Raw genomic sequence first — 21,336 nt, 5'->3', positions numbered from 1 at the left:
CGGCTGGGTCATGCTGGTAATCATCGCAGGGCTTTCTGGCTGCCGGGATAAAACGCAGCAGCCACCGGCGGCGCCGCGCGCCGTTCGTTTTGTGATCGCACCCGCCCCTTCATCTTCACGCGTATTGACCCAAAGTGGAGAAATTCGCGCGCACGAAGAGGTCTCGCTGGGCTTTCGCCTCGACGGGCGGCTGGTGAGCCGCACCGCAGAAGTGGGGGATCACGTTGAGGCCGGGCAAGTTCTGGCGATTCAGGAAAGTGACACCTCCCGCAATCAGCTCAATAGCGCGCGCGCCGATCTGAACAGCGCCCGTGCCGCAGAGCAGGTTGCATCGCTTAATCTCAGAAGAATGAAACTCCTGATGCCGCAGGGCGCTATCGCCCGGACTCAGCTCGATAGCGCGCAGTCCGACTGGCAGGCGGCCGTTTCACGCCGGCAGAGCAGCGAAGATGCCCTGAAAAATGCGCAGGATAATCTGGCATGGTCCCGGTTAATCTCTCCGGCTTCCGGAGTGATTACGCAAGTCAGCGCATCGGCAGGGCAGATGTTAAGTGCAGGGCAATCTGTCGTGACGCTGGCATCCGGCAGCGGGCGAGATGCGGTGTTTGATGTGACCGACCCCGGGGCTATTTCGCGGCATGCGGACGCACCGTTTACCGTGACACTTCTTAGTGAACCGCAGGTCAGCGCGCAGGGGCATCTGCGTGATATCAGCCCTCAGGCCGACCCGCAAACGCGGACGTGGCGGGTCCGGGTTACGCTGGATAATCCGCCTGCCGCGATGGCGCTGGGTGCGACAGTTCTCGGGACATTCCGGTTGTCGGGAACGCAGACGATCGCGTTGCCAGCTTCTGCGCTGACGCGTGCGGGCGGAGAACCCGCCCTGTTTATTGTTGATGATGCCAGCCTGCGGATCCATCTGCGTAAGGTCAGCATCGGGCGATATACCACGGATGACGTACTGATTACCGCAGGGGTTACACCGGGTGAAAAAGTAGTCACGGCTGGCGTGAGTAAATTACGGCAGGGTGAAAAAGTGGTGCTCGGGGAGAACCGTGAATGACGCTGCGTCCTGCATCACGTACTTTTAATCTGTCGGCCTGGGCGCTGGAACATCAGCAACTGGTGACCTTCTTCATGTTGCTGTTCATGGCCGCCGGTATCCTGAGCTACGGGCAACTTCCCCGCAATGAAGATCCGTCCTTCACTATTAAAACCGCTGTGGTTTCCGCGCAATGGCCCGGCGCGAATGTTCAGGATACGGTGAATCTTGTCACTGACCCGCTGGAGAAAAAGCTTCAGGAAATCCCTTATCTCGATTATGTGGAGAGCGAAAGCCGCGCCGGACAGTCGGTCATCTTTATCAATCTGCGCGATGACACGCCGTCATCGGCGGTGCCCGACATCTGGTATCAGGTTCGGAAAAAAATGCAGGATATTACGCCGTCGCTCCCCGCCGGTCTGCAAGGCCCGTCGGTCAATGATGAGTTTGACGATACGTTTGGTACGATTTATGGCTTTACGGCGGAAGGCTTTACGCCACGGGAATTACGCGATCGTGTCGATGACATCAGCCGGAGCCTGATGTCATTGCCGGATATGGGCAAGGTCAGCCTGCTGGGAGTTCAGGAAGAGCAAATGGTGATCACCTTTTCGCCCCGCCAGATTGCCGGAATGGGGCTGGATTTGCAGCAGGTCGTCGGTGCGATTAGCGCTCAGAATACGGTCACCCCGACGGGTGTGCTGAGAAGCCCGCAGGAAAATATCGCGTTCAGGGTGAGCGGTGCGTTTAGCTCCGAGCAAAGCCTGCGCAATATGACATTGCATATCGATAACCGTTATATCCCGCTGACGGATATTGCCACCGTCAGCCGTCAGAGTGCAGAGCCACCGGCTCCGGCTTTTCGTGTCAACGGGCAGCCTGCTATCGGGCTGGCGATCTCCATGGCAGACACCGGAAATATGCTCCAGTTTGGAAAGGCACTGAACCAGAGGATGGCTGAAATCCGCTCCCGCCTGCCGCACGGTATTGAAATGGTTAAGGTGGCCGATCAGTCTGTGGTTGTCGCGCAGGCCGTGCGGGGGTTTATTCACGTCCTGCTTGAAGCGATCATCATCGTACTGGCGGTTTCCTTCGTGTCGCTAGGCACGCGCGCGGGGCTGGTCGTGGCGACGGCTATTCCGTTAGTGCTGGCGATGACGTTCATCGGGATGAAGCTCGCCGGGATCGGCCTGCAGCGCATTTCCCTGGGGGCGCTGATTATCTCCCTCGCGCTGCTGGTGGATGATGCCATGATCTCGGTGGAGGCGATGGTTTCGCGGCTTGAGGCCGGAGATTCCCGCAAAGAGGCCGCGACTTATGCCTTCAGAACAACGGCTTTCCCGATGCTCACCGGAACCCTGGTGATGATTGCCGGATTTATTCCCGTCGGTTTCGCATCATCAAGCGCCGGAGAATATTGCTTTTCTCTGTTTGCCGTGGTCCTCATTTCACTGCTGTGCTCGTGGCTGGTTGCCATTGTGTTTTCCCCGCTCATCGGCACCTGGCTTTTACCGGCAACGATACCGGCGAAAAATGAAGGCCCGGGCAGGATGATGCGGGGCTATCAGCGGTTGCTGAACACGACGTTGCATCACCGCATACTGACGCTCGGCATTGCACTTTCCCTGCTGGGCCTGGCCGTTTATGGCACGACTTTTATGCAGGGGGAATTCTTTCCTGCGTCTGACCGCCCGGAGCTTCTTGTCAGCCTGACGCTTCCTGCCAATGCTTCTCAGGCGCAAACGCAAAGACAAACGGAGCGGCTGGAAAAGCTGCTGTTAAAGAACCCTGACGTCGATCATTTCTCCAGCTATACAGGCAGCGGGGCCATACGATTTTACTTGCCGATGGATGTGTTGCTGGATAATGAAAATACTGCCCAACTGGTGGTGGTGGCTAAAGATTTGAAAGCGCGGGACACCCTTCGCCGGCAACTGGATTTGCTCCTGGCGAAGCAATTCAGTGATATCACTACACGGGTTTCTCCACTGGAACTTGGGCCACCCGTCGGCTGGCCTGTTAAATATCGCGTGAGCGGCCCTGATTACGCCCGTGTCCGGCAGTATGCGCAGCAGCTTGCGCAGGCCATCGGCGATAACCCGGCGACGCGGGAAGTCAACCTGACCGCCGGTGAACCGCAACGAACCATCACGCTGAAAGTCAACCAGACGGCTGCCCGGGCGGCGGGTGTCTCCTCCGAAAGCCTTGCCTCTGCGCTCAATACGGTTTGGTCCGGGAGTACGGTCACGACGGTTCGTGACCGGAACCGGCTGGTTGATGTGGTGATGCGGGCCGACGACGCTGAACGGCAAAATATCGATACACTCTCTGCGCTTAAAATCACCAACGCCAGCGGCGTTAAGATTCCGCTTATGCAGGTTGCGACGCCGGTATGGGGCATGGATGACCCGGTTATCTGGCGCCGTCAGCGGCTGCCTTTTATCACCGTGCAGACCGATCTGGCACCGGGTTTGCGGGCAGAGGCCGTATCGCAGCAACTCTCCGGGGTGGTAGCGCACCAGCGGTCTCTTTTACCTGCGGGGTATACGATAGAAGAGGGCGGAACCGTCGCCGAGTCAGATAAAGGCAATAATTCGGTGTATACGGTTTTACCGGTGACATTTTGCGTGATGCTGGTCTTGCTGATGGTTCAGCTACAGAGTTTCTCCCGTCTCTTTTTGGCTTTGCTGATGGCACCGTTTGGCCTTATCGGCATTGTCCTTGCGATGCTTCCCACCGGAACGCCGATGGGATTTGTTGCCTTGCTGGGGGTCATTGCCCTGTCGGGGATGATCATCCGCAATGCGGTCATCATGATAAGCGAAGTGGATAAGAATCTTCGCGCTGGCACAGGCAAGGAGGAGGCGATTACGACCGCAGCCCGGCATCGCTCGCGCCCGATCATTCTCACCGCCGCCGCCGCAATTTTGGGGATGCTCCCTATTGCAGAGCAGGTATTTTGGGGGCCGATGGCATTTGCCATTATCGGGGGATTGGTGATTGCCACGCTGGTCACACTCACGGTGCTCCCGGCTTCATTAAGCCTGGTGATTCAGGCTCACCCTGCCCGTAACGGCCGTAATCAGCGCATGTAAATTAGTTGCCCTGTTTTTTGCCTATCTGGCCAAGATGAGTCAATGAAAATCCTTCTGGCGATTTCAGACCATAGCCGAGCATGCGGTCAAACCCTGAATGTGCCAGCCATAAGCAACCCGCCAGCATGAAAAACGGATTATTCATCATCATGCCTGTTCCAAACAGTATTGCGCCGCAGGCATAGAGGTGTGCCGCGTTATAACAAAACGCCCCCACCTTAGGCCCAAAAAAATATCCTGAGAAGCTGATATCGGGAACGAAAAAAAGAAGAAGCGCAGCCCACCAGGACAGGGAACTATTGAGGTGGGCGAAAATGACCAGAGCCGTGATAAAAATAAGCAACGCTTCGGTTTTTTGCCATAGGAGAGCAACGGCTTTGGGTTGTGTATCGGGGTGTGCTGGCACGAATTCGTTCTCCGGTTAACAGATGAGTTTTCATTAATATGCCATGAGACGTATATCGGGTTAACGGTTAAGCCAGAAATAGTTAGTAACCCGGCACTGTATCCGCTGTTAAAAGTAAAAAACCCACTGGCCTGGTGCCGCAGTGGGTTCCGTCAACATGTCATTTATCGTTTTTCAAACTTTCCTAATGTCTGTCATTGGCTGAGGATCATAAAGAATGACCGGCATGCTTTAATGTACCGGATATAAAATTAGCCATTTCAATAAGAAGGATTTTTGCTTCATCAAGAGAACCTTCATTTGTGCCAAATGACAGCATTAATTCTTTATTTTTTAAGTAAATATCAGGATCATTTTTATTGGCAGAGGGAAGGAAATCTGCTGATTTTTTGCAAATAATGACTTCTTCATGAAGCGCTGATAACTCTGGGTAATCAATGCTATTTATCCAGCCGTTAACATAGTATTTAAGCGTTTGGGTTCCTGCGTCCGGGTAATAGACCAAAGATACGCCCGTGCCGCCTTGCCCCCAGCATTCTGGTGCAAGATGGATTGCTTTATAATCACCGGGCCAGTTGTTGATTCGTTGCGTTATGTTTGTATCCGGTAGCACTTGCGCAAGCGTTTTTTTTGCTTCTGCAATCATGGCATCTTCGAAATCTTTCAGAAGTGCCTGGGCTTTCAATAACTGAGTAAAGTGATCTTTCACAAATATCTGGTTTTCGGCGTTCATAAGCATTGTATTATCCGTCCCGCTGAGATCATGTAAATGATTTAGAAATTCGCTATAGAAAATATGCCATTTACCAAAAGCGGTGTTTGCCTGGTCTTTACCCTGACGATTTCTGGCTTTGGCGATGAGTTTTGAATATTTAACTAAAGGCCAGCCCTCTGTCAACGTACTCAGGAGATTATCTGGGGCAATAATACAAAAATATACATCCTGCTTGTTGTCAGTCAGGCTATTAAGGTGTTTCTCGTAGCTGGCGAAAGGATTGTTTATTGCTGAAATCGTTTTATGCTCAATACCAATGAGAAAATCCTGATGCCAGATGATAATATCAAGATATTTCCCATCTGCCGTTCGTGCTTCGCGGGTGACTTCCAGAGAGGTTATATCCAGTTCATCGATATTGTAGTCAATATCCAGACATTCCATTAATGCTTTGAGCAACCAGCAAGGGACATCATGCTGCCTCCCCATAAATAATGCCAGTAAATCGGATGTTGGGTTTTCCAAATATCCGGTTCCACCTGAGGTATAAAAATTAGTTTCTCTTGCCTTATGGCGGGTGAGGTTGATTAGTTGCTGAAAGAACTCTTCTGTTAGCTCTTGCATTTGAAGATCCCTTGTTAATTTCAATAAATCTTGCCCGCCATTGTCACATCCGGCGGCGTTAGAATATTTGGCTTTGTGCGTGCAGACTGTGTGAGCGTTGTCAGGTTAGTGCTTGCAGTGTGCTTGCAAATTAATATAAAAATCAAATGGTTATGTGAGAGTAATGCAATTGATACCGATAGTTACTATTATACTAATGGATTTTTATTTCAATTAATGAATGAGTAAGCGTAATAATCATGTCATGCCGGTTAATAAAATTATCGTCCATGGTGTGACTTTCACTTATCGTGATTAATAGCACAATCTTTATGTGGAGCCTTAAATGTCTGATAATAAAGAAAACGAAACAGTATCCAAAAAAGAGATGTCACAAGGTTTGCTAAATTCACGTTCAGTGATTATTTCTGGCGAAATAAATCAGGAGGTAGCAAAAGAGGTCATTACCCAACTGCTGATATTGCAAGAGATGGGGGATACCCCGATTAAGCTATATCTGAATAGCCAGGGCGGGCACGTAGAGGCGGCTGACAGTATTCACGATATGATAAAGTTCATCTCACCGGAAGTGATTATTATTGGTACAGGATGGGTGGCAAGTGCAGGGATAACCATTCTGTTAGCGGCTGAAAAAAAGAACAGGATTGCCTTACCTAATACACGTTTTATGATACACCAGCCTTTAGGCGGGGTGAACGGGCAGGCAACGGATGTGGAAATTGAAGCCAGACAAATAATAAAAATGCTGGAAAGAATTAACCTTTTAATTAGCAATGCGACAGGACAATCCGTAGAAAAAGTAAAAAATGACACTGACAGAAACTTCTGGATGGATACCCGGGAAGCAATAGACTACGGCATTATCAGCCGGGTTATAACAAGTCATACAGAAATTGCTTAGTGAATAAGATGCGGTGTAATACCGCATCTTATTTTTATACTGAGGGTTATTCATTTCTCTCAAAAATAGACGGAGAACATTATTGTACCAGAGCAAAAATGGGTACCCGCAGGGTCCGTTGGTTCGTGCAGTCTGGGATTGTTGTGATGACCTTTATCAGAAACTGGGCCGGGCACCCTCCCGGCAGGAATTCAACGATGAAATTGGCAAACGCGAACCTCATCGCATCGGCATCAGTACACATCCCCGGCAGTGGGGTGAATGGATGCGCCATCATGATTTCTCAACCTATGTGGCTGATGTGCCCGGTATCATTCCTGAAGAAATGCACTACCCGCAATATCTCCGCGTCTGGTTTGCCGTGACACAACTGAATTCCGCCTCTGCTGCAAATATTGTTAAGTGGATCAGTAACAGCAACGCGCCTCTGAAAGAGACCGAGATTCGCATTCAGCTGGATGCATTAACCGTCAATAGCAACTCCCGGTATCGATATCTTGGCAGCAGGAAAAGCGCCCGGACTGACCGGGGTAACCCGTACGACTTGTTATTCCGTAGCGGAAATCTGCGCAATACAAGGTATGAACCGTATGTGCAGGAATTGCACGGCATATGGGACATTGATGACGATGGTAAAAAGCCAATTCAGATCGCTGCCCCAAGGCCAGGCGATCGCCGGGTGGTTGAAGCGAGAGACGAATTGTTCAGTGAATTGCCTGAAGATGAAGGTGACTTCCGCCTCAAGGCTCTGCGTGAGGTTATTGTTCGGGAAGGGCAACCTGTATTCAGACGAAAGCTCATTGAAGCTTATGAGGGTAAATGTGCGGTAACGGGGTGTTCGATCCCAATGCTGCTTGAGGCAGCTCATATTATCCCTTATGCAGGGGCCTGGCATACCCGAGCCCAGCATGGGCTGTTATTGAAAACAGATATCCATACTTTATTTGACCGTGGTTTACTCTGGATTGATGCCGGATGGAAAATAAGGATATCAGAACAGCTGGCCGGGACAGAATATGCAGAGTTAGATGGCCGGGATCTCAGGTTACCTAAGGATAAGCAAAACTGGCCGTTAATAACGCATCTGATCAGTCATCGGCAATATTGGAGTGAAATCAGTGAGTAATGGAGTGCCCTGATCCGTTCGCTAAAGCGCTCATCAAGCCTAATTCGACTAACTAGAGGTTTCATATGAATAGGAAAGAATTCATCCAGTCACTCGGGGCTACTTGCAACAACTGGACGTGGAGTTGGTCGTTTGTTAACCATGATAAGAAGATGGTTATTTTTGGTTCCTGGGATGTTGAGAGAGATCAGGAACGCTCTGTAATTCTCCGAGAGAAATGGGAATACAACTCTAACAATAAAAAGCAACCCGGCTACACACAGGCACTCGAACATATCCGTTTAGCTCACGAAGGATACGAACTTTTCACTTTCAACATGGTTTTCTCAGAACATCCAGACAATCCTGAGGTTGCAGTAATAAAGGATTTTGAGCGTAAACTAAACAAGCGTTATCTTCGAAAAGAAGGAGATGTATGGTACGCAGATTTCCTACCGAATCCATTTCCTGATGAAATCCCATCGTCTGAAAGTTTTGTCGAAGGGGCCAAGACGCAGGTTACAGTAAACCACTACGAGCGTGATCCCAAGGCTCGACATGCTTGTGTAAAGCATCACGGCACTACGTGCAAATGCTGTGGCTTCGACTTTGAGAAGGTCTATGGCGAACATGGGAAAGGCTTCATTCATGTACACCACATTAAGCCATTACATACTATTGGCGAAAATTACGTTGTTGATCCAGAAACCGACATGATTCCCTTATGCCCGAACTGTCACGCGATGGTTCACCGTGGTAGTGAAGTACTTCTAGTTGAGGAATTAAAAATGAAATTGAGACTCTGGAGTAAGTAACCTGAGTTATATAGCAGTCGTAAACTGCCATATAGCTTAAATTCATATGTCCAGGGTGGCGCAAGTTTCAAATATCCGCTCTGTGCCAGAAGCGGAAGTTGCTAACTCTGTATAAGCAATAATTACTGGGGGAGGTCAGTATTTTTGTTCCTGTACGGTTGCACCGTTTCTGTTTCATTAGAGCGCGGATTCAGCTATATCCGAGTAGCGTGAATATGTTTGAAAAGCATCAGGAAGAGGGAGTTTATTGCGTAGGATGAGCTGGAATTCTGAAAACTATAGCCACTTAAAAAAGATAATTTTCTTGATTATAGGTTGAAATACTACCAATAAAACCACATTGATATGGTGGGTATGTCACCCAGTTAACTCAAAGGTATAAGAATTATGGCATGGTACAGTGACCGCGTAAAAGTCAAAGAATCAACGAATGTGGACAAATTTAACAAAATCTGGAAGCCTGGTGAAAATCCCGTTTGGGCAGGAATTTATCGCTGCCAGAGCTGCGGATATGAAGATGTAATCAACCGCGAATGCACAAAGCTCCCACCGTGCAGTAATTGTGAGAAAAAAAATCACAAAAATAATAACTGGAAGTTATTAGTCCGGGCTGAAGACGCTGAGTAACAGCTTGTTTGGAAGGTGTGTAAGTAAATTACACACCTTTTTTATCGGTTCACAGAACCTCAGAAGGGTATAACGTTAAACTGTCACTCTCAATACCGCAGGTCGGGAAAAACTGCCCGGCCTGCCTGCTTAGGAACAGGTTTAGTGTAGGATATTTTCCGTTTTCCAAGCGGCCCCTGGTTTACTGATAAAAGCGAGATAGAATATGCTGTAGCACTTCCTCGTTAGTTAGATAGTCATCAGCGTTTGCGAAGATATCATTCATGGCAATATCACATAGCAATCTTTCAGCGGTTGTTCTGTCCATGCCAGATGAAGTAGTACAGGTGATTATTGCATGCATTAATTTCTTGCCCTTTTTATCTTTAGATAGATGCTGAGGATTATCTTTTTTATATGTTGAAATAACATCGTCTAATGAGAAATCGGTTGATGAGTTGAAGAGAGATGCTTCAACCTTGCTGAAAACATCGAAATCATCATTTACTATAATCTTTCTAAAAAAAACTTCTCAAGGCTTGGTATAGGTGAAAATTCAACTCTGTACTTTGATGATTCATTACCAAACTCACAGATAAAATCGTCTTTAACATCACCATCTAAAATCACAATATAATCGCAGAAAACACCACCGAGTCCCTCATCCCTAAACTCTTTGTATATTTCAAGGACCTTTCTCCAGCCACCAATCGGGATAACCTTAAATAGATTGTTTAGCCCACAATTTATCTTATTTAATTGTTGCTCGACAATCTTTTTTGCTAAGACGTCTTCAACAAAAATAATCTTGTCATAGCCACAAGTATCTTTTGTTGAGCGTATAGCATAAGCTGGGTAACACGGGTTTATGACGTTAACAACTTTCTTTCTTGATGACTTCCTCTTAGAGAGGAGAAATATATTTTATTTTTTTACCTTCAACAAGGTGTTTGTACTGTGCGTTGACAAAAATAAACATACTTTATGGGTGCCACATAGTTCGCTTAAATAACTAATAAGGCGATTTAATGCTGCGGGATGTAACCCCACTTCAATTTCATCAATGATACCAATAGATACTTCATGTAATTTATTATTCGATTTAGACTTATTGTATTTTATCTTCTCTAGTTCGCAATTAATGTACTCTACCAAACTTGTAACTATAAATTCACCAGAACTCATCTCATACGTTGATAATTTCTTCCCTTCAACCTCAAAGATGAAAAGAGGTCGATCGGCTAGAACGTCTTCTTCCTCATCGCTACCACGGATTTTCTTTTTAAAAATGGGGTAATAGTACTGAATTTTAGAAAAATAGTCTGGATTTTTCTTTAAAATATCACCAATCGAACACACCAAATCAGAAGGAAGATCTTTAAGATCCTTTTTTTGGAATACAGCATCTCTATTCATCATGCTGACATTGGTGTATTTAAATCTGGTTTCATGTATAAAACTTGATTCCAAAAAACCATAAAAAGCAATATCGCCATCCTTTTTTATTTCGTTAGTCCACGTGTTGTTTTTGTTTTTTCGCCACTTATTTGATAGTGAATCGAAATGAAATTCAATCTCTGTATTTTCATCAACTTCGCTTTTAAATAGTCGCCTAAGTGCAGTCGCATCAAATAGCTTCGACATCACATTCATTAATGTGCTTTTCCCTACGCCATTCTCACCACACAGAACATTAACGCCAGGGGATAAATTAAAATCAAATGATATCTCATCAAGAGACTTCAATTTTTTTTATTAAAATTGAAACGTTAGACATAAATTAAATCCTTCTAGTTTATAATGCTGTGTTGCCCCTACAGTATCAGTAATCATCTTTAACGGCTGCACAATCGGTAGTTATCATCATCAGTAAAAAATATCCATTTCCCGAGCGAACGATTCCCCATATAACGCTTAAAGAAGTATTACTATCGGCGCTCATAAAAAAAACTTGAAGCTTTTACAGTGGACACATTAATTTTATAGTAAAAATATATCGTTCAACCCACTGTTTTCCTTCTATAGCAAGATGATGGTCATGCAAACACACCAAAATATTACTTCTGATATTGGCGTTTTTCCTCTGACCAGTGAGCGTCCGCTCTTCGCTCAGAGCTGCCCCTCAACGGAACCAACGTCGCTCGGATTCTTGCCAGGATCCCTGCCAGAGGTCAAAGCGCTTTAGTTGTTCAAGTTTGTGAAGAATGACATCTTCACCCATGGATGAGAGACTTCGCTCCGGAATTGAAATACCAAAAAGGCCTTCTGCAACCGGGAAAATTTCACATTCTGACGTCAGTGACCTCAACGCTTTTTCTATCTTCTTACGATCTGCTTTTACAATTAATTGGAGCCCCATCAGCGCTTAAACTCCACAATGGCTACCTGCTCAAGCGCTCGGTTTATCAGGGTCAGGACCACCTCAGGGATTGATTGCCCTCTGATATCATAGACGACCCGGCAGGTTCGAATGTGCGGTGGAAGCTGCGATAGCCCGTAGGATATTCTGGCAAGATTATACGCAATACTGAATTGTATAGATTCCGGGGATGCCAGGCTGTGGTTAGCTACAAGGAAAAACTCTCCTCGTTCTTCATTTATAAATTCTGGGGTAAACATCACGCCTCCCTTTTATAGCATTGGCCGACTTCTTTTTTCTCGAACACTCATATCGAGGCGTATATACGTATATTTTCAACCATCAGCGATTCAGTAGTCATTCACATCACCCTTCAAATTAGTTGCACCATGCAACCATGTGTCTAAAGTTTTTGTCAATCATACTTCCAGAAAAAGAGGTTTATGACGACGAGATTTAAATGTGCTCACTACAATTTTTTATCTATTATCGCCATTTGTCTCTTGTGAACTTTGTTTTGATATCCGCTTTACTCTGTCTTTTGCACCAACTAATCAGTGATAACCGCTTCTACCTCTCCGCCCCGAATTATGACTCGCCCCCAATCGCCAGACAGAATATAAGCACCATCATCGCTAACAAAACTGTCTATATTTCCATAGTCCAAATCACCTGTACTATCTATAAACCCTATGAATCGCCTATCAAGCCATTCGATAGAGTCCGCGCTAAAAAAACGCAACAAAACCTTGCGATAGCAATACTGCTCTCCGTTTTTTGGTTCTTCATATTGTGGGTGATTCTTAGTAAGAACAGCCTCCAGTTCAAAAATCAGTGATCTTGCCACCTCATCAATTGACAAAACGTAGCTATCTTCGAGATAAAAATTTGAGAGCGATAAAATTTCAGAATAGTTCATGTCGGTTCTCACAGGTCGAAGTCAATTGATGTGTGATTGTCTGGGCTTTTCCTAGTTACCGGATTACCAAAGGCATCGGTTCTTTGGCCTGTGGCATCCTTGAACTCAACATGTGGATCAGAACTGCCTGGCGCGCGCGAGCTCCCTTGTTTGATTGTCACACGAGGAATGCCATTCTCGTCAACGTATTTGAGGGGGGCCACCATCGGTCTGAGAGGGCTTCCAGCCTTGAGCCTCCGCGTACTCTTTTAACTCACCTGCCTTTGGCGTGCGACCGGCTTCAAAAATGTTATCAATGCCTTTTGCACCCGTAGCCGTCTCTTGCGCAACTGCACCGACTCCACTTGCACTCCAAGACCCAATCCCCCCGCACCTGCCTGCGTCAGGCCGTAAATCCCTTCCGAGTGCTCCGTAGATACTCCCAACCCTTCAAGCAAATACGCGCCACTGGTTTTATGACTGATGCCTGACAAGAAACTGTTAGCACCCGCATAAGCCATATCTATGCCTGAGGCTGCCAGATAAGTACCCGCCGTGCAAGCCACTCCCGTCGTGCACATTGCCAAGCCGCCCAGCGCCTGCAGTTCCCCACCTGTAGTTTGCACCAAACCACCTATACGCGTCCCCACGCTGTAGCGGGAGAGCGTATCTCCTGTCTGATCACTGACCGAATAACCGAACATCGGCAAACTGGCATTGGCATAACTGCCCATCGCATAGATCGGCTGGTTGCTACTCTGCGATTCCAACTGCGCTCGATCAGTGGCATACGCATCGGAGTTATCGGTGCAGCAAACGCAGCAGTTGCAGCACTTGTACCTACTCTGGCTTCCGAACTGCGACCACTGAGGGTTAACGGTGTTTCTCCGGGAGTGATTGACACTCCCTGGTGGGACTTTCTTTCAGAAGAAGATAAATCGACAGTTTTCGATGAATATGCAGGAAAAACACCAGTAGGCAGGGTGGGCAAATCTGATGATATCGCTGAAGCGATCCGTTTCTTCATTATGAATACGTTTGTTACATGACAAACGATTATCTGTGATGGAGGCCTAAAACTAGGTCTATTCAGTCTGTATTAATCAACGGGGAGCAGGTCAGCTGTGTGCCAACAGCGGACATTGTAAAGCCCGTCTTGCATTGGCAAAGGGGAGTCGGCCACCGCCCGGCTGGGGCGGGCTATTTCAATTCATAATCGAATTTTTCTTCCCAGTTGAAATTCAGATCTTGCAGTTTTACCCTCTCAAAAACCTCGATAATTTTGTCGAAATAATTGCCAAGACCCACCCTGGATAGCTCGGAATTCAAGCATATTATTTTTACTGGCCTTTCAATATCAGTGCTAAGGCGATCCCACAACGCATCAAGATTTTGCCATAGTAAGGGCCAAAGTTTAAAGATAAAGAAATAATAGAATGAAATTCTTTTTCAGATAGGACACATGCTCCATCCAAATAAAATTCATTAACTCTCATTTTCTGTTCACTCACTTTAACTTTCTACCTGTAAATTTACTCACGGAAATGCAAATGATGTCCACCTTAACGGTTTTAACAATTGCCGACTTCCGCTTTTCGCTCAATGCAGACTAAACTGTACTCTAATGATGATTACGCCATATCGAGAATTTCTCCCTTGATTAATTATTAGTCGGCAATTATATCATCTGCACATCTGTTTTGCTGTCTTCCATCGGAAAAAGGCTGGATTCCAACGACAGAATGAGCGTTGCGCTTAATAAAATTCTACTTTTGTGCTCACCGTCATTTTTATTGGTCTTGGAGGCGGTGAATCGGTGTTCTGCACCGTCAGTTGGCACAGCTCCGGTACAAGCTGTTCTGAGTATTTACAGGAATTTGTGGCGATGAATCCACCAGAGTTACTCGCGAAATTTGTTATCTTATAGTCTAGAGGCCGCTCATGACTATCTGCATATGTAACTTCGTTTTTTGAAAGTAATTTTTCTTCAAAAAGAAATACTGTACGAACCAAATTTGATTCTTCATCATAAAAGTGTTCAGATATTTTACGTCCTAAATATAATGTGTCTTTTATCATCCCATTGGCATTTAGTGTGTACTCCATCTTGTTACCATTTTCATTTACTGAATAAAGGTTGCAGTCCTTAGACAACTCTATTGAAAATGGCTTCCCATTTTTTTGCCCATCAAGGATACCACCCTTTAATTTAAGCTGAAGAGAGTAACCCTCAGCTGGTCTGTTAATAGTTAAACTCTCAACACAAAAATTGTTATCAAATTCAAGATTGATTTCCTGAGTTTCCTTTCCATTAACTACAACATTTTCATCGAGTGATCTTATTGGGCCTTTTACGGGATTGAAATCTAATATGGTTGATAAGTTATATAGTATAGGTATGTAATTATCATTTGCATTTGCTATTCCAGAGAAAAACAAAGCACCAACTAACGCTGCAAGTATTTTACTCATTTTGTCCTCTTTGTTTATATAATTTAATTAACGCGGTATTACAGCATGGTTATAAGCAATCTTCAACTAGGATTCAGAGGCCGCTATGGAAGATAAATTACTGGAAATGAATTTTTGAGATTATCACGCTCAGTAGTTTATATTGAATTAAAACGCCACAGAGTTGGTAGCTAACTTCCGCTCCTCGCTCATAAGGGGCAACCATACTCAAATCTCCCATATTGCAGGAGATTTGAGTATGAACACGTCACCTTGGAACAAAGGCCGTATCTCACTTGCTGAAAACTATATGAGCTATGCGTGGATACAACCACCCGATAGTTTATTGGAACATCAGCCTGGATTATCATTCACTGGCAATATTTTTTGTTAAGCTCATTAAATGACTTCATCTGCAAGTGATACTCATAAACTAAGGATTTATCATCAATCGTGTATGCAATGGGACGGCGTGAGTACTTAACGTCTAATATCAAGTGTTGTGGCTCTGCAGAGATAAACCGAGCACCTATTTTTTGATTGATTTTTGTTCGGCCAGAAATGATTCCGCACACATAATTCGCCCCCTCAAAGTGATGAGTGCTCATTTCGGAGAATGATATTGGCTTTGAAAAATCAATATCGCTATCGCAAAAACCTAACATCATTTTCTTATTATTTTCATTTGAATGATCTTTTGCTAAAAAATCTTTGAATAAATCACAACTTGCCGATGAACTCGCTACTTTTTTAAGAAAATTAATCACATATGGCTTAATTTGTTTGTGCTGAATATTTTCTTGACCATACGAAGCTGGAACTATAGTTAATAGAAGCAACGCAGATAAAACCAAACTTCTCATGAGCCTTCCTCCGTGAATGGATGTCCATGTTACATCGGCAAAAAAATACCTAACTTTAATGACCTGTGATTTTCAACCACATTAGACGCTTAAATCACCTTGTGGTGCAATCAATAGCAATCCGTCCGCACCTCGCTCTTAGCCGCCTTTGCAGAAACCACCAAAACCAAAAAGCCCGCTTCAGTTTCCTGAAGCGGGCTTCTATAAATATGGCTCCTCTGACTGGACTCGAACCAGTGACATACGGATTAACAGTCCGCCGTTCTACCGACTGAACTACAGAGGAATCGTGTGAACGGGGCGCATAATAGCGAGTGATGCTGCCGGTAGCAAAGGTTTTTTTCCTTTAGCCTTCTGATGGAAGACTTTTTGTTCAGGTTATTAAAAAATAAACAAAAATCACCGGTGTTAATCAAATAAACTGAATCCTTATGTTAAATAAATGATATTTATTCTCATCCTGAGTCGCGTAGAGTAACCCTATGCACGTGCAGTCTGCCAAAGGCTGATCCTGCACATCGGTTTACGCAATTTGAGGATGCAGACGCGATGAAAAAGATTGGATTTTTGTCATTTGGTCACTGGACGCCATCACCCCAGTCGGGCACGCGCTCGGCGGCTGATGCTTTGCTGCAATCCATCGATCTTGCGGTCGCTGCAGAAGAGCTGGGCGCTGACGGTGCGTATTTCCGGGTACATCATTTTGCCCGCCAGCTCGGTTCACCTTTCCCCCTGCTGGCCGCCGTCGGCGCGAAAACACGCAGTATCGAAATCGGCACCGGCGTGATCGACATGCGCTACGAAAACCCGCTGTATATGGCCGAGAGTGCCAGCGCTGCGGATCTGATTTCCGGCGGGCGTTTGCAACTGGGGATCAGCCGCGGTTCGCCGGAACAGGTGATTGATGGCTGGCGCTATTTCGGTTATCAGCCTGCCGAAGGTGAGACCGAGGCGGATATGGCACGGCGTCACACCGAGGTTTTGCTGGATGCGTTGCGCGGTGAAGGTTTTGCGAAGCCGAATCCCCAACCGATGTTCCCGAATCCTCCGGGGTTGCTGCGCCTGGAACCTTATTCGGAAGGTTTGCGCGAACGCATCTGGTGGGGAGCCGGTTCGAATGCAACCGCCGTCTGGGCCGCGAAACTGGGGATGAATCTGCAAAGTTCTACCCTCAAGGATGATGAAACCGGTGAACCGTTCCATATCCAGCAGGCGCAGCAAATCCGTGCTTATCGCGCCGCCTGGGCAGAAGCGGGGCATGAACGTGCGCCACGGGTCTCCGTCAGCCGCAGTATTTTTGCCCTGATGAATGATCAGGATCGCGCTTATTTCGGCGGTAGCAGTAACGATGGCGATAAAGTGGGTTTCCTCGACGAGAAAACGCGCGCGATTTTTGGCCGTAGTTATGCGGCGGATCCTGAAACGTTGATCAAACAGCTGAAGCAGGATGAAGCCATTGCCGAAGCTGACACACTATTGCTCACCGTACCGAACCAGCTGGGTGTGGATTACAACGTGCACGTCATTGAATCGATACTCAAACATGTTGCCCCTGAGTTGGGCTGGCGTGATTAGCCCCTGAACACTGCCTGAAAAGCAAAAAAGCCCGCCCGGGGAAACCTGTGCGGGCTTTTCTTATTTTGCGATCCGTGGCGCGGGCGGGAATGTCTTTATCATTAACTCTCTGCTCTATACTCATGTAAAGAATACGTTCATTGCCGCCCAAACCCGTTGCGTGAACGTCAGAAACCGAAGGGAAGGACTATCAAATACATAGGGTGATTCAGATGTGACTGGGTTAAATCCGCGTATAGAGTAGCAATGAGAATACATAAAAGGAGTGTGAGCATGAGCAGTTCTATTGATGAAGATGCAAAAGACGCAAAGCCTATTGTTGAAGCAGATAGGGAAGCATCAGCCGGTAAATGCCCTTTTCATGAGGGAAATAAGAATAAAGCGTCGGGCGGCGGGACAGGCAATCGTGACTGGTGGCCGAACCAGCTCAGGGTTGATTTGCTGAACCAACACTCGAACCGCTCAAACCCGTTGGGCGAATCGTTTGATTACCGTAAAGAATTTGCCAAATTAGACTATTCCGCACTTAAAGCCGATATCAAAGCATTGCTCACCGAGTCGCAAGCCTGGTGGCCTGCCGACTGGGGAAGCTATATCGGCCTTTTCATTCGTATGGCGTGGCACAGCGCAGGGACTTACCGTTCAGTTGACGGGCGGGGTGGTTCCGGGCGCGGACAGCAGCGCTTTGCACCGCTGAACTCCTGGCCAGATAACGTGAGCCTCGACAAGGCGCGTCGCCTGTTGTGGCCGGTGAAGCAAAAATACGGTCAAAAAATTTCCTGGGCCGATCTCTATATCCTGGCCGGGAATGTCTCGCTGGAAAACTCCGGTTTCCGCACTTTCGGTTTTGGTGCCGGGCGTGAAGACGTATGGGAACCTGACCTGGACGTGAACTGGGGCGACGAAACTACCTGGCTTGAACACCGTCATCCGGAAGAACTCGCCAAATCACCGTTAGGTGCGACCGAAATGGGGCTGATTTACGTCAACCCGGAAGGCCCGAATCACAGTGGCGACCCGGCCTCGGCGGCCCCGGCTATCCGTGCCACTTTCGGCAATATGGGGATGAATGACGAAGAGATTGTCGCGTTAATCGCCGGTGGTCATACGCTGGGTAAAACACACGGCGCCGCAGAGGCCAGCCATGTGGGCGTTGACCCCGAAACCGCACCTATCGAAGCGCAGGGGCTGGGCTGGGCAAACAGCTATGGAAGCGGTGCCGGGGCGGATGCGATCACTTCCGGTCTGGAAGTCATCTGGTCGCAGACACCAACGCAGTGGAGTAATTATTTCTTCGAAAACCTCTTCAAATATGAATGGGTGCAGACGCGCAGCCCGGCTGGAGCCATTCAGTTCGAAGCCGTCAATGCACCGGATATTATCCCTGATCCTTTCGATACGTCGAAAAAGCGCAAACCGACCATGCTGGTTACCGATCTGACGCTGCGTTTTGACCCGGAATTTGAGAAAATTTCGCGCCGTTTCCATAACGATCCGCAGGCGTTTAACGAAGCCTTTGCCAGAGCCTGGTACAAACTGACTCACAGAGATATGGGGCCAAAAGCGCGTTATATCGGCCCGGAAGTGCCAAAAGAAGATCTCATCTGGCAGGATCCGTTACCGGTGCCGGTTTATCACCCAACCGCCGCTGATATTGCGCAACTGAAAGAAAATATTGCGTCGTCCGGTCTTTCCGTGGCCGAACTGGTTTCCGTGGCGTGGGCTTCGGCGTCAACGTTCCGCGGCGGTGACAAACGGGGCGGGGCAAACGGTGCCCGGCTGGCGCTGCTGCCGCAGAGGGAATGGGACGTTAACGCCATTGCCGCGCGCGTACTGCCTGCTCTGGAAGCTATCCAGAAGTCATCACAAAAAGCGTCCCTGGCGGATCTGATTGTTCTGGCGGGCGTGGTCGGTGTTGAAAAGGGCGCGAAAGCCGCCGGCGTCAGTATTGAAGTGCCTTTCACCGCTGGTCGTGTGGATGCGCGTCAGGATCAGACCGATATTGAATCGTTCGAATTGCTCAAACCTAAAGCGGATGGTTTGCGTAACTACCGCGGTGAATCAGCAAATACCTCGACGGAAAACCTGCTGATCGACAAGGCTCAGCAACTGACGCTGACCGTGCCGGAATTAACGGTGCTCGCCGGTGGATTACGCGCACTGGGCGCAAACTATGACGGCAGCCAGCTGGGCATCTTCACGGAAAATGTGGGTGAACTCAGCCCCGATTTCTTCGTGAATCTGCTTGATATGCGTACCGCATGGAAGGCCACAGACGCCTCACAGGAACGTTTTGAAGGCCGTGATCGCGTCAGCGGTGCCGTTAAATTTACCGCAACACGCGCCGATCTGGTGTTCGGATCGAATGCGGTGTTACGCGCCAGCGCCGAGGTTTACGCCAGCAGTGATGCCAAAGAGAAGTTTGTGAAAGACTTTGTTGCGGCATGGACGAAGGTGATGAATCTGGACAGGTTCGAACTCTGAAAGTAATGACTGATTCCAGTTACTGAAATCAGTAAAACAAAAGCCCGTTTAAGGAAACTTAAGCGGGCTTTCTCGTTTGGATCGCAATGAGTTCTCTTATTACGACGTTGTCTGGTTGCCATGCCTGAATTTGTTTACTGATATTATCTTCCCTGTCAGCCCTGCCTGCATCAGGCTCTGGCTCAGCGACCCGGATCCGGAATATTTTTTATTGCAGATGTTTATCTGCCAGGAATTTAGAAACCAGATCGGCAATTTGCACATTATTCAGGTCAGAAAAGGCAAAATGCGTATTCCCTTTGATACCGATCTCCGGCAAATGCACCACGGTGACATCCCCGCCATGCTGATTGACGGTATCGCGCCATTTTCTGGCCATGGCGAGCCTGACTCTCCAGCTGTCCTGCGCAGGCATTGCAGTCGGTTGGTCCGGAATGTTGTCGCCGTAGTAAATGATGATGGGGATCTTCGTCAGCGCCATAAATTTCGACAGGGGTACCGGTTCGCCTTTCAGTGTGTCAAAGGCACTTGGCATCGGCGCGGGCACCTCACCTTCCGGGAACACAAAACTGCTGCCCGGTTCAAACGCCACAATGGCTTTCACCTTCGGGTTTTGCATCGCGGTGTACCAGCCGGGGCCACCGCCCTGAGAATGGGTGAACAAAATGGCCGGTCCTGTTTTATCAATGACTGCGGAAATACCCTCCGTCACTACTTTCATATCAAACGGGCCTGTATTGGGCGTCATCGAGCGGAAATACTGATTCAGCGCTTCGGGGTTGTGCGGGAACTGTACGCCTTTGAAATAGTCCGGCCAGACGCCCAGGCGGAACTGATTAAACCATAACTGCTCATCGCCTTTAGGGCTGATGGTCGTTTCGGCCATGCTGCGACCCGCATCCCCCCTGCGTGGCTGATCAACCACATAAGTGGAGAAACCGCGACGCAGGAAAATATTCTGAAATCCCTCACGGCCATCAGCGGTAGTCTCCCAGGTTTTGGAAAATTGCCCCGCACCGTGCAGCATTACGATAGGATATTTATGCGGATTAACCGGTTTTTGATAAAAAGCGTAGGCATGATCACCGCGATAAGTCTGACCCGCAGGTTCCAGCGGTTTGTGCGGATCAAAGGTACCCGCTTCCGTTTTCATTGTTCCGCCTGCGGTAAAACTCCCCTGTTCCTGGATAATTAAAGGTGCGGGTTTTCCTGCTGCTATTGCAGAAGGTGCCAGGATACAGGCCAGCAATATTGATGAAATACTCTTCTTATTGACAACTATCATTCCATTCTCCGTGGGTGCGTCAAAAAAGCAGTGTGGCATGATGAATTTTATAAAGGCGTTATCCGCCATGCCACAAGCCAAATGACAGCGTCAGTGGAAATACTTCAGCAGA

At 47.6% G+C, this 21,336-nt stretch carries 17 protein-coding genes and 1 tRNA gene; 8 read left to right on the top strand and 10 right to left on the bottom strand.

Features of this window, described 5'->3' with window-relative positions:
• The first annotated feature begins 10 nt into the window (after window positions 1-10).
• Window positions 11-1,063, top strand: a complete 1,053-nt coding sequence (locus tag CWS43_RS18875; protein WP_232777070.1) for an efflux RND transporter periplasmic adaptor subunit — start codon at window positions 11-13, stop codon at window positions 1,061-1,063.
• Window positions 1,060-4,137, top strand: coding sequence for an efflux RND transporter permease subunit (locus CWS43_RS18870; RefSeq protein ID WP_198555873.1), 3,078 nt, complete (start codon window positions 1,060-1,062; stop codon window positions 4,135-4,137). Before CWS43_RS18875 ends, CWS43_RS18870 begins: the two co-directional genes overlap by 4 nt.
• A gap of 1 nt (window position 4,138) precedes the next feature.
• On the opposite strand, the gene CWS43_RS18865 is transcribed toward CWS43_RS18870, so the two are convergent.
• Together CWS43_RS18865 and CWS43_RS18860 are read right to left on the bottom strand one after the other, a co-directional pair.
• Window positions 4,139-4,543 (bottom strand): DUF4260 domain-containing protein, encoded by a 405-nt coding sequence (locus tag CWS43_RS18865; RefSeq protein WP_101078619.1) that lies wholly within the window; start codon window positions 4,541-4,543, stop codon window positions 4,139-4,141.
• A 208-nt stretch (window positions 4,544-4,751) separates the two neighbouring features.
• Window positions 4,752-5,882 carry a PD-(D/E)XK nuclease family protein gene (locus tag CWS43_RS18860; RefSeq protein WP_101078618.1) on the bottom strand — a complete coding sequence of 377 codons (1,131 nt, stop codon included), beginning with the start codon at window positions 5,880-5,882 and terminating at the stop codon, window positions 4,752-4,754.
• A gap of 325 nt (window positions 5,883-6,207) precedes the next feature.
• Between CWS43_RS18860 and CWS43_RS18855 the strand changes: the two genes are divergently transcribed.
• The 3 genes from CWS43_RS18855 (at window position 6,208) to CWS43_RS18845 (ending at window position 8,703) form a co-directional block, all read left to right on the top strand.
• Entirely contained in the window at window positions 6,208-6,783 is a 576-nt protein-coding gene (locus CWS43_RS18855) for an ATP-dependent Clp protease proteolytic subunit (protein WP_101078617.1), read from the top strand.
• An 82-nt stretch (window positions 6,784-6,865) separates the two neighbouring features.
• Window positions 6,866-7,909, top strand: coding sequence for an HNH endonuclease (locus tag CWS43_RS18850; protein WP_101078616.1), 1,044 nt, complete (start codon window positions 6,866-6,868; stop codon window positions 7,907-7,909).
• Between the two features lie 65 nt (window positions 7,910-7,974).
• Complete coding sequence (locus CWS43_RS18845) at window positions 7,975-8,703, top strand: HNH endonuclease (RefSeq protein ID WP_101078615.1); 729 nt, start codon at window positions 7,975-7,977, stop codon at window positions 8,701-8,703.
• 1,530 nt (window positions 8,704-10,233) lie between these two features.
• Here CWS43_RS18845 and CWS43_RS18835 read toward each other — a convergent pair.
• From CWS43_RS18835 to CWS43_RS27575, 3 genes are all read right to left on the bottom strand, one after another.
• Entirely contained in the window at window positions 10,234-11,055 is an 822-nt protein-coding gene (locus tag CWS43_RS18835) for an AAA family ATPase (protein ID WP_157825413.1), read from the bottom strand.
• A gap of 1,163 nt (window positions 11,056-12,218) precedes the next feature.
• Window positions 12,219-12,587 (bottom strand): hypothetical protein, encoded by a 369-nt coding sequence (locus tag CWS43_RS18820; RefSeq protein ID WP_101078611.1) that lies wholly within the window; start codon window positions 12,585-12,587, stop codon window positions 12,219-12,221.
• A gap of 248 nt (window positions 12,588-12,835) precedes the next feature.
• Window positions 12,836-13,336 carry a hypothetical protein gene (locus CWS43_RS27575; protein ID WP_232777102.1) on the bottom strand — a complete coding sequence of 167 codons (501 nt, stop codon included), beginning with the start codon at window positions 13,334-13,336 and terminating at the stop codon, window positions 12,836-12,838.
• On the opposite strand from CWS43_RS27575, the gene CWS43_RS18810 reads away from it, so the two are divergent.
• Window positions 13,235-13,615 carry an SDR family oxidoreductase gene (locus tag CWS43_RS18810; protein WP_232777086.1) on the top strand — a complete coding sequence of 127 codons (381 nt, stop codon included), beginning with the start codon at window positions 13,235-13,237 and terminating at the stop codon, window positions 13,613-13,615. The genes CWS43_RS27575 and CWS43_RS18810 overlap by 102 nt on opposite strands.
• A 151-nt stretch (window positions 13,616-13,766) precedes the next feature.
• On the opposite strand, the gene CWS43_RS27570 is transcribed toward CWS43_RS18810, so the two are convergent.
• The 4 genes from CWS43_RS27570 to CWS43_RS18785 form a co-directional block, all read right to left on the bottom strand.
• The gene (locus tag CWS43_RS27570; protein WP_232777068.1) at window positions 13,767-13,946 is read right to left on the bottom strand and encodes a hypothetical protein; all 180 of its coding nucleotides are present in this window, start codon (window positions 13,944-13,946) and stop codon (window positions 13,767-13,769) included.
• Window positions 13,947-14,321: 375 nt separating this feature from the next.
• Window positions 14,322-15,038, bottom strand: coding sequence for a YnfC family lipoprotein (locus CWS43_RS18800; protein WP_101078608.1), 717 nt, complete (start codon window positions 15,036-15,038; stop codon window positions 14,322-14,324).
• A 350-nt stretch (window positions 15,039-15,388) separates the two neighbouring features.
• Window positions 15,389-15,880, bottom strand: a complete 492-nt coding sequence (locus tag CWS43_RS18790) for a hypothetical protein (RefSeq protein WP_101078607.1) — start codon at window positions 15,878-15,880, stop codon at window positions 15,389-15,391.
• 210 nt (window positions 15,881-16,090) lie between these two features.
• Window positions 16,091-16,166, bottom strand: a tRNA-Asn gene (locus CWS43_RS18785).
• 263 nt (window positions 16,167-16,429) lie between these two features.
• On the opposite strand from CWS43_RS18785, the gene CWS43_RS18780 reads away from it, so the two are divergent.
• Complete coding sequence (locus tag CWS43_RS18780) at window positions 16,430-17,455, top strand: LLM class flavin-dependent oxidoreductase (RefSeq protein ID WP_101078606.1); 1,026 nt, start codon at window positions 16,430-16,432, stop codon at window positions 17,453-17,455.
• A 273-nt stretch (window positions 17,456-17,728) separates the two neighbouring features.
• Complete coding sequence (gene katG / locus CWS43_RS18775) at window positions 17,729-19,939, top strand: catalase/peroxidase HPI (RefSeq protein ID WP_101078605.1); 2,211 nt, start codon at window positions 17,729-17,731, stop codon at window positions 19,937-19,939.
• A 208-nt stretch (window positions 19,940-20,147) separates the two neighbouring features.
• Here katG and CWS43_RS18770 read toward each other — a convergent pair whose 3' ends face one another.
• Window positions 20,148-21,224 carry an alpha/beta fold hydrolase gene (locus CWS43_RS18770; RefSeq protein ID WP_101078604.1) on the bottom strand — a complete coding sequence of 359 codons (1,077 nt, stop codon included), beginning with the start codon at window positions 21,222-21,224 and terminating at the stop codon, window positions 20,148-20,150.
• Between the last annotated feature and the right edge of the window lie 112 nt (window positions 21,225-21,336).

Source organism: Rahnella sp. AA (assembly GCF_002834385.1).
In the GTDB taxonomy this organism is placed as follows: Bacteria; Pseudomonadota; Gammaproteobacteria; order Enterobacterales; family Enterobacteriaceae; genus Rahnella.
The sequence above is the reverse complement of the archived record's forward strand: the minus strand, read 5'-3'. Positions and strand labels throughout refer to the sequence as shown.

Excerpts from the sequence above, each read along its gene's own strand:
- CWS43_RS18875 (WP_232777070.1), top strand. The coding sequence starts at position 11 with ATGCTGGTAATCATCGCAGGGCTTTCTGGCTGCCGGGATAAAACGCAG.
- CWS43_RS18870 (WP_198555873.1), top strand. The coding sequence starts at position 1,060 with ATGACGCTGCGTCCTGCATCACGTACTTTTAATCTGTCGGCCTGGGCG.
- CWS43_RS18860 (WP_101078618.1), bottom strand. The coding sequence starts at position 5,882 with ATGCAAGAGCTAACAGAAGAGTTCTTTCAGCAACTAATCAACCTCACC.
- CWS43_RS18855 (WP_101078617.1), top strand. The coding sequence starts at position 6,208 with ATGTCTGATAATAAAGAAAACGAAACAGTATCCAAAAAAGAGATGTCA.
- CWS43_RS18845 (WP_101078615.1), top strand. The coding sequence starts at position 7,975 with ATGAATAGGAAAGAATTCATCCAGTCACTCGGGGCTACTTGCAACAAC.
- CWS43_RS18820 (WP_101078611.1), bottom strand. The coding sequence starts at position 12,587 with ATGAACTATTCTGAAATTTTATCGCTCTCAAATTTTTATCTCGAAGAT.
- CWS43_RS18800 (WP_101078608.1), bottom strand. The coding sequence starts at position 15,038 with ATGAGTAAAATACTTGCAGCGTTAGTTGGTGCTTTGTTTTTCTCTGGA.
- CWS43_RS18790 (WP_101078607.1), bottom strand. The coding sequence starts at position 15,880 with ATGAGAAGTTTGGTTTTATCTGCGTTGCTTCTATTAACTATAGTTCCA.
- CWS43_RS18780 (WP_101078606.1), top strand. The coding sequence starts at position 16,430 with ATGAAAAAGATTGGATTTTTGTCATTTGGTCACTGGACGCCATCACCC.
- katG (WP_101078605.1), top strand. The coding sequence starts at position 17,729 with ATGAGCAGTTCTATTGATGAAGATGCAAAAGACGCAAAGCCTATTGTT.
- CWS43_RS18770 (WP_101078604.1), bottom strand. The coding sequence starts at position 21,224 with ATGATAGTTGTCAATAAGAAGAGTATTTCATCAATATTGCTGGCCTGT.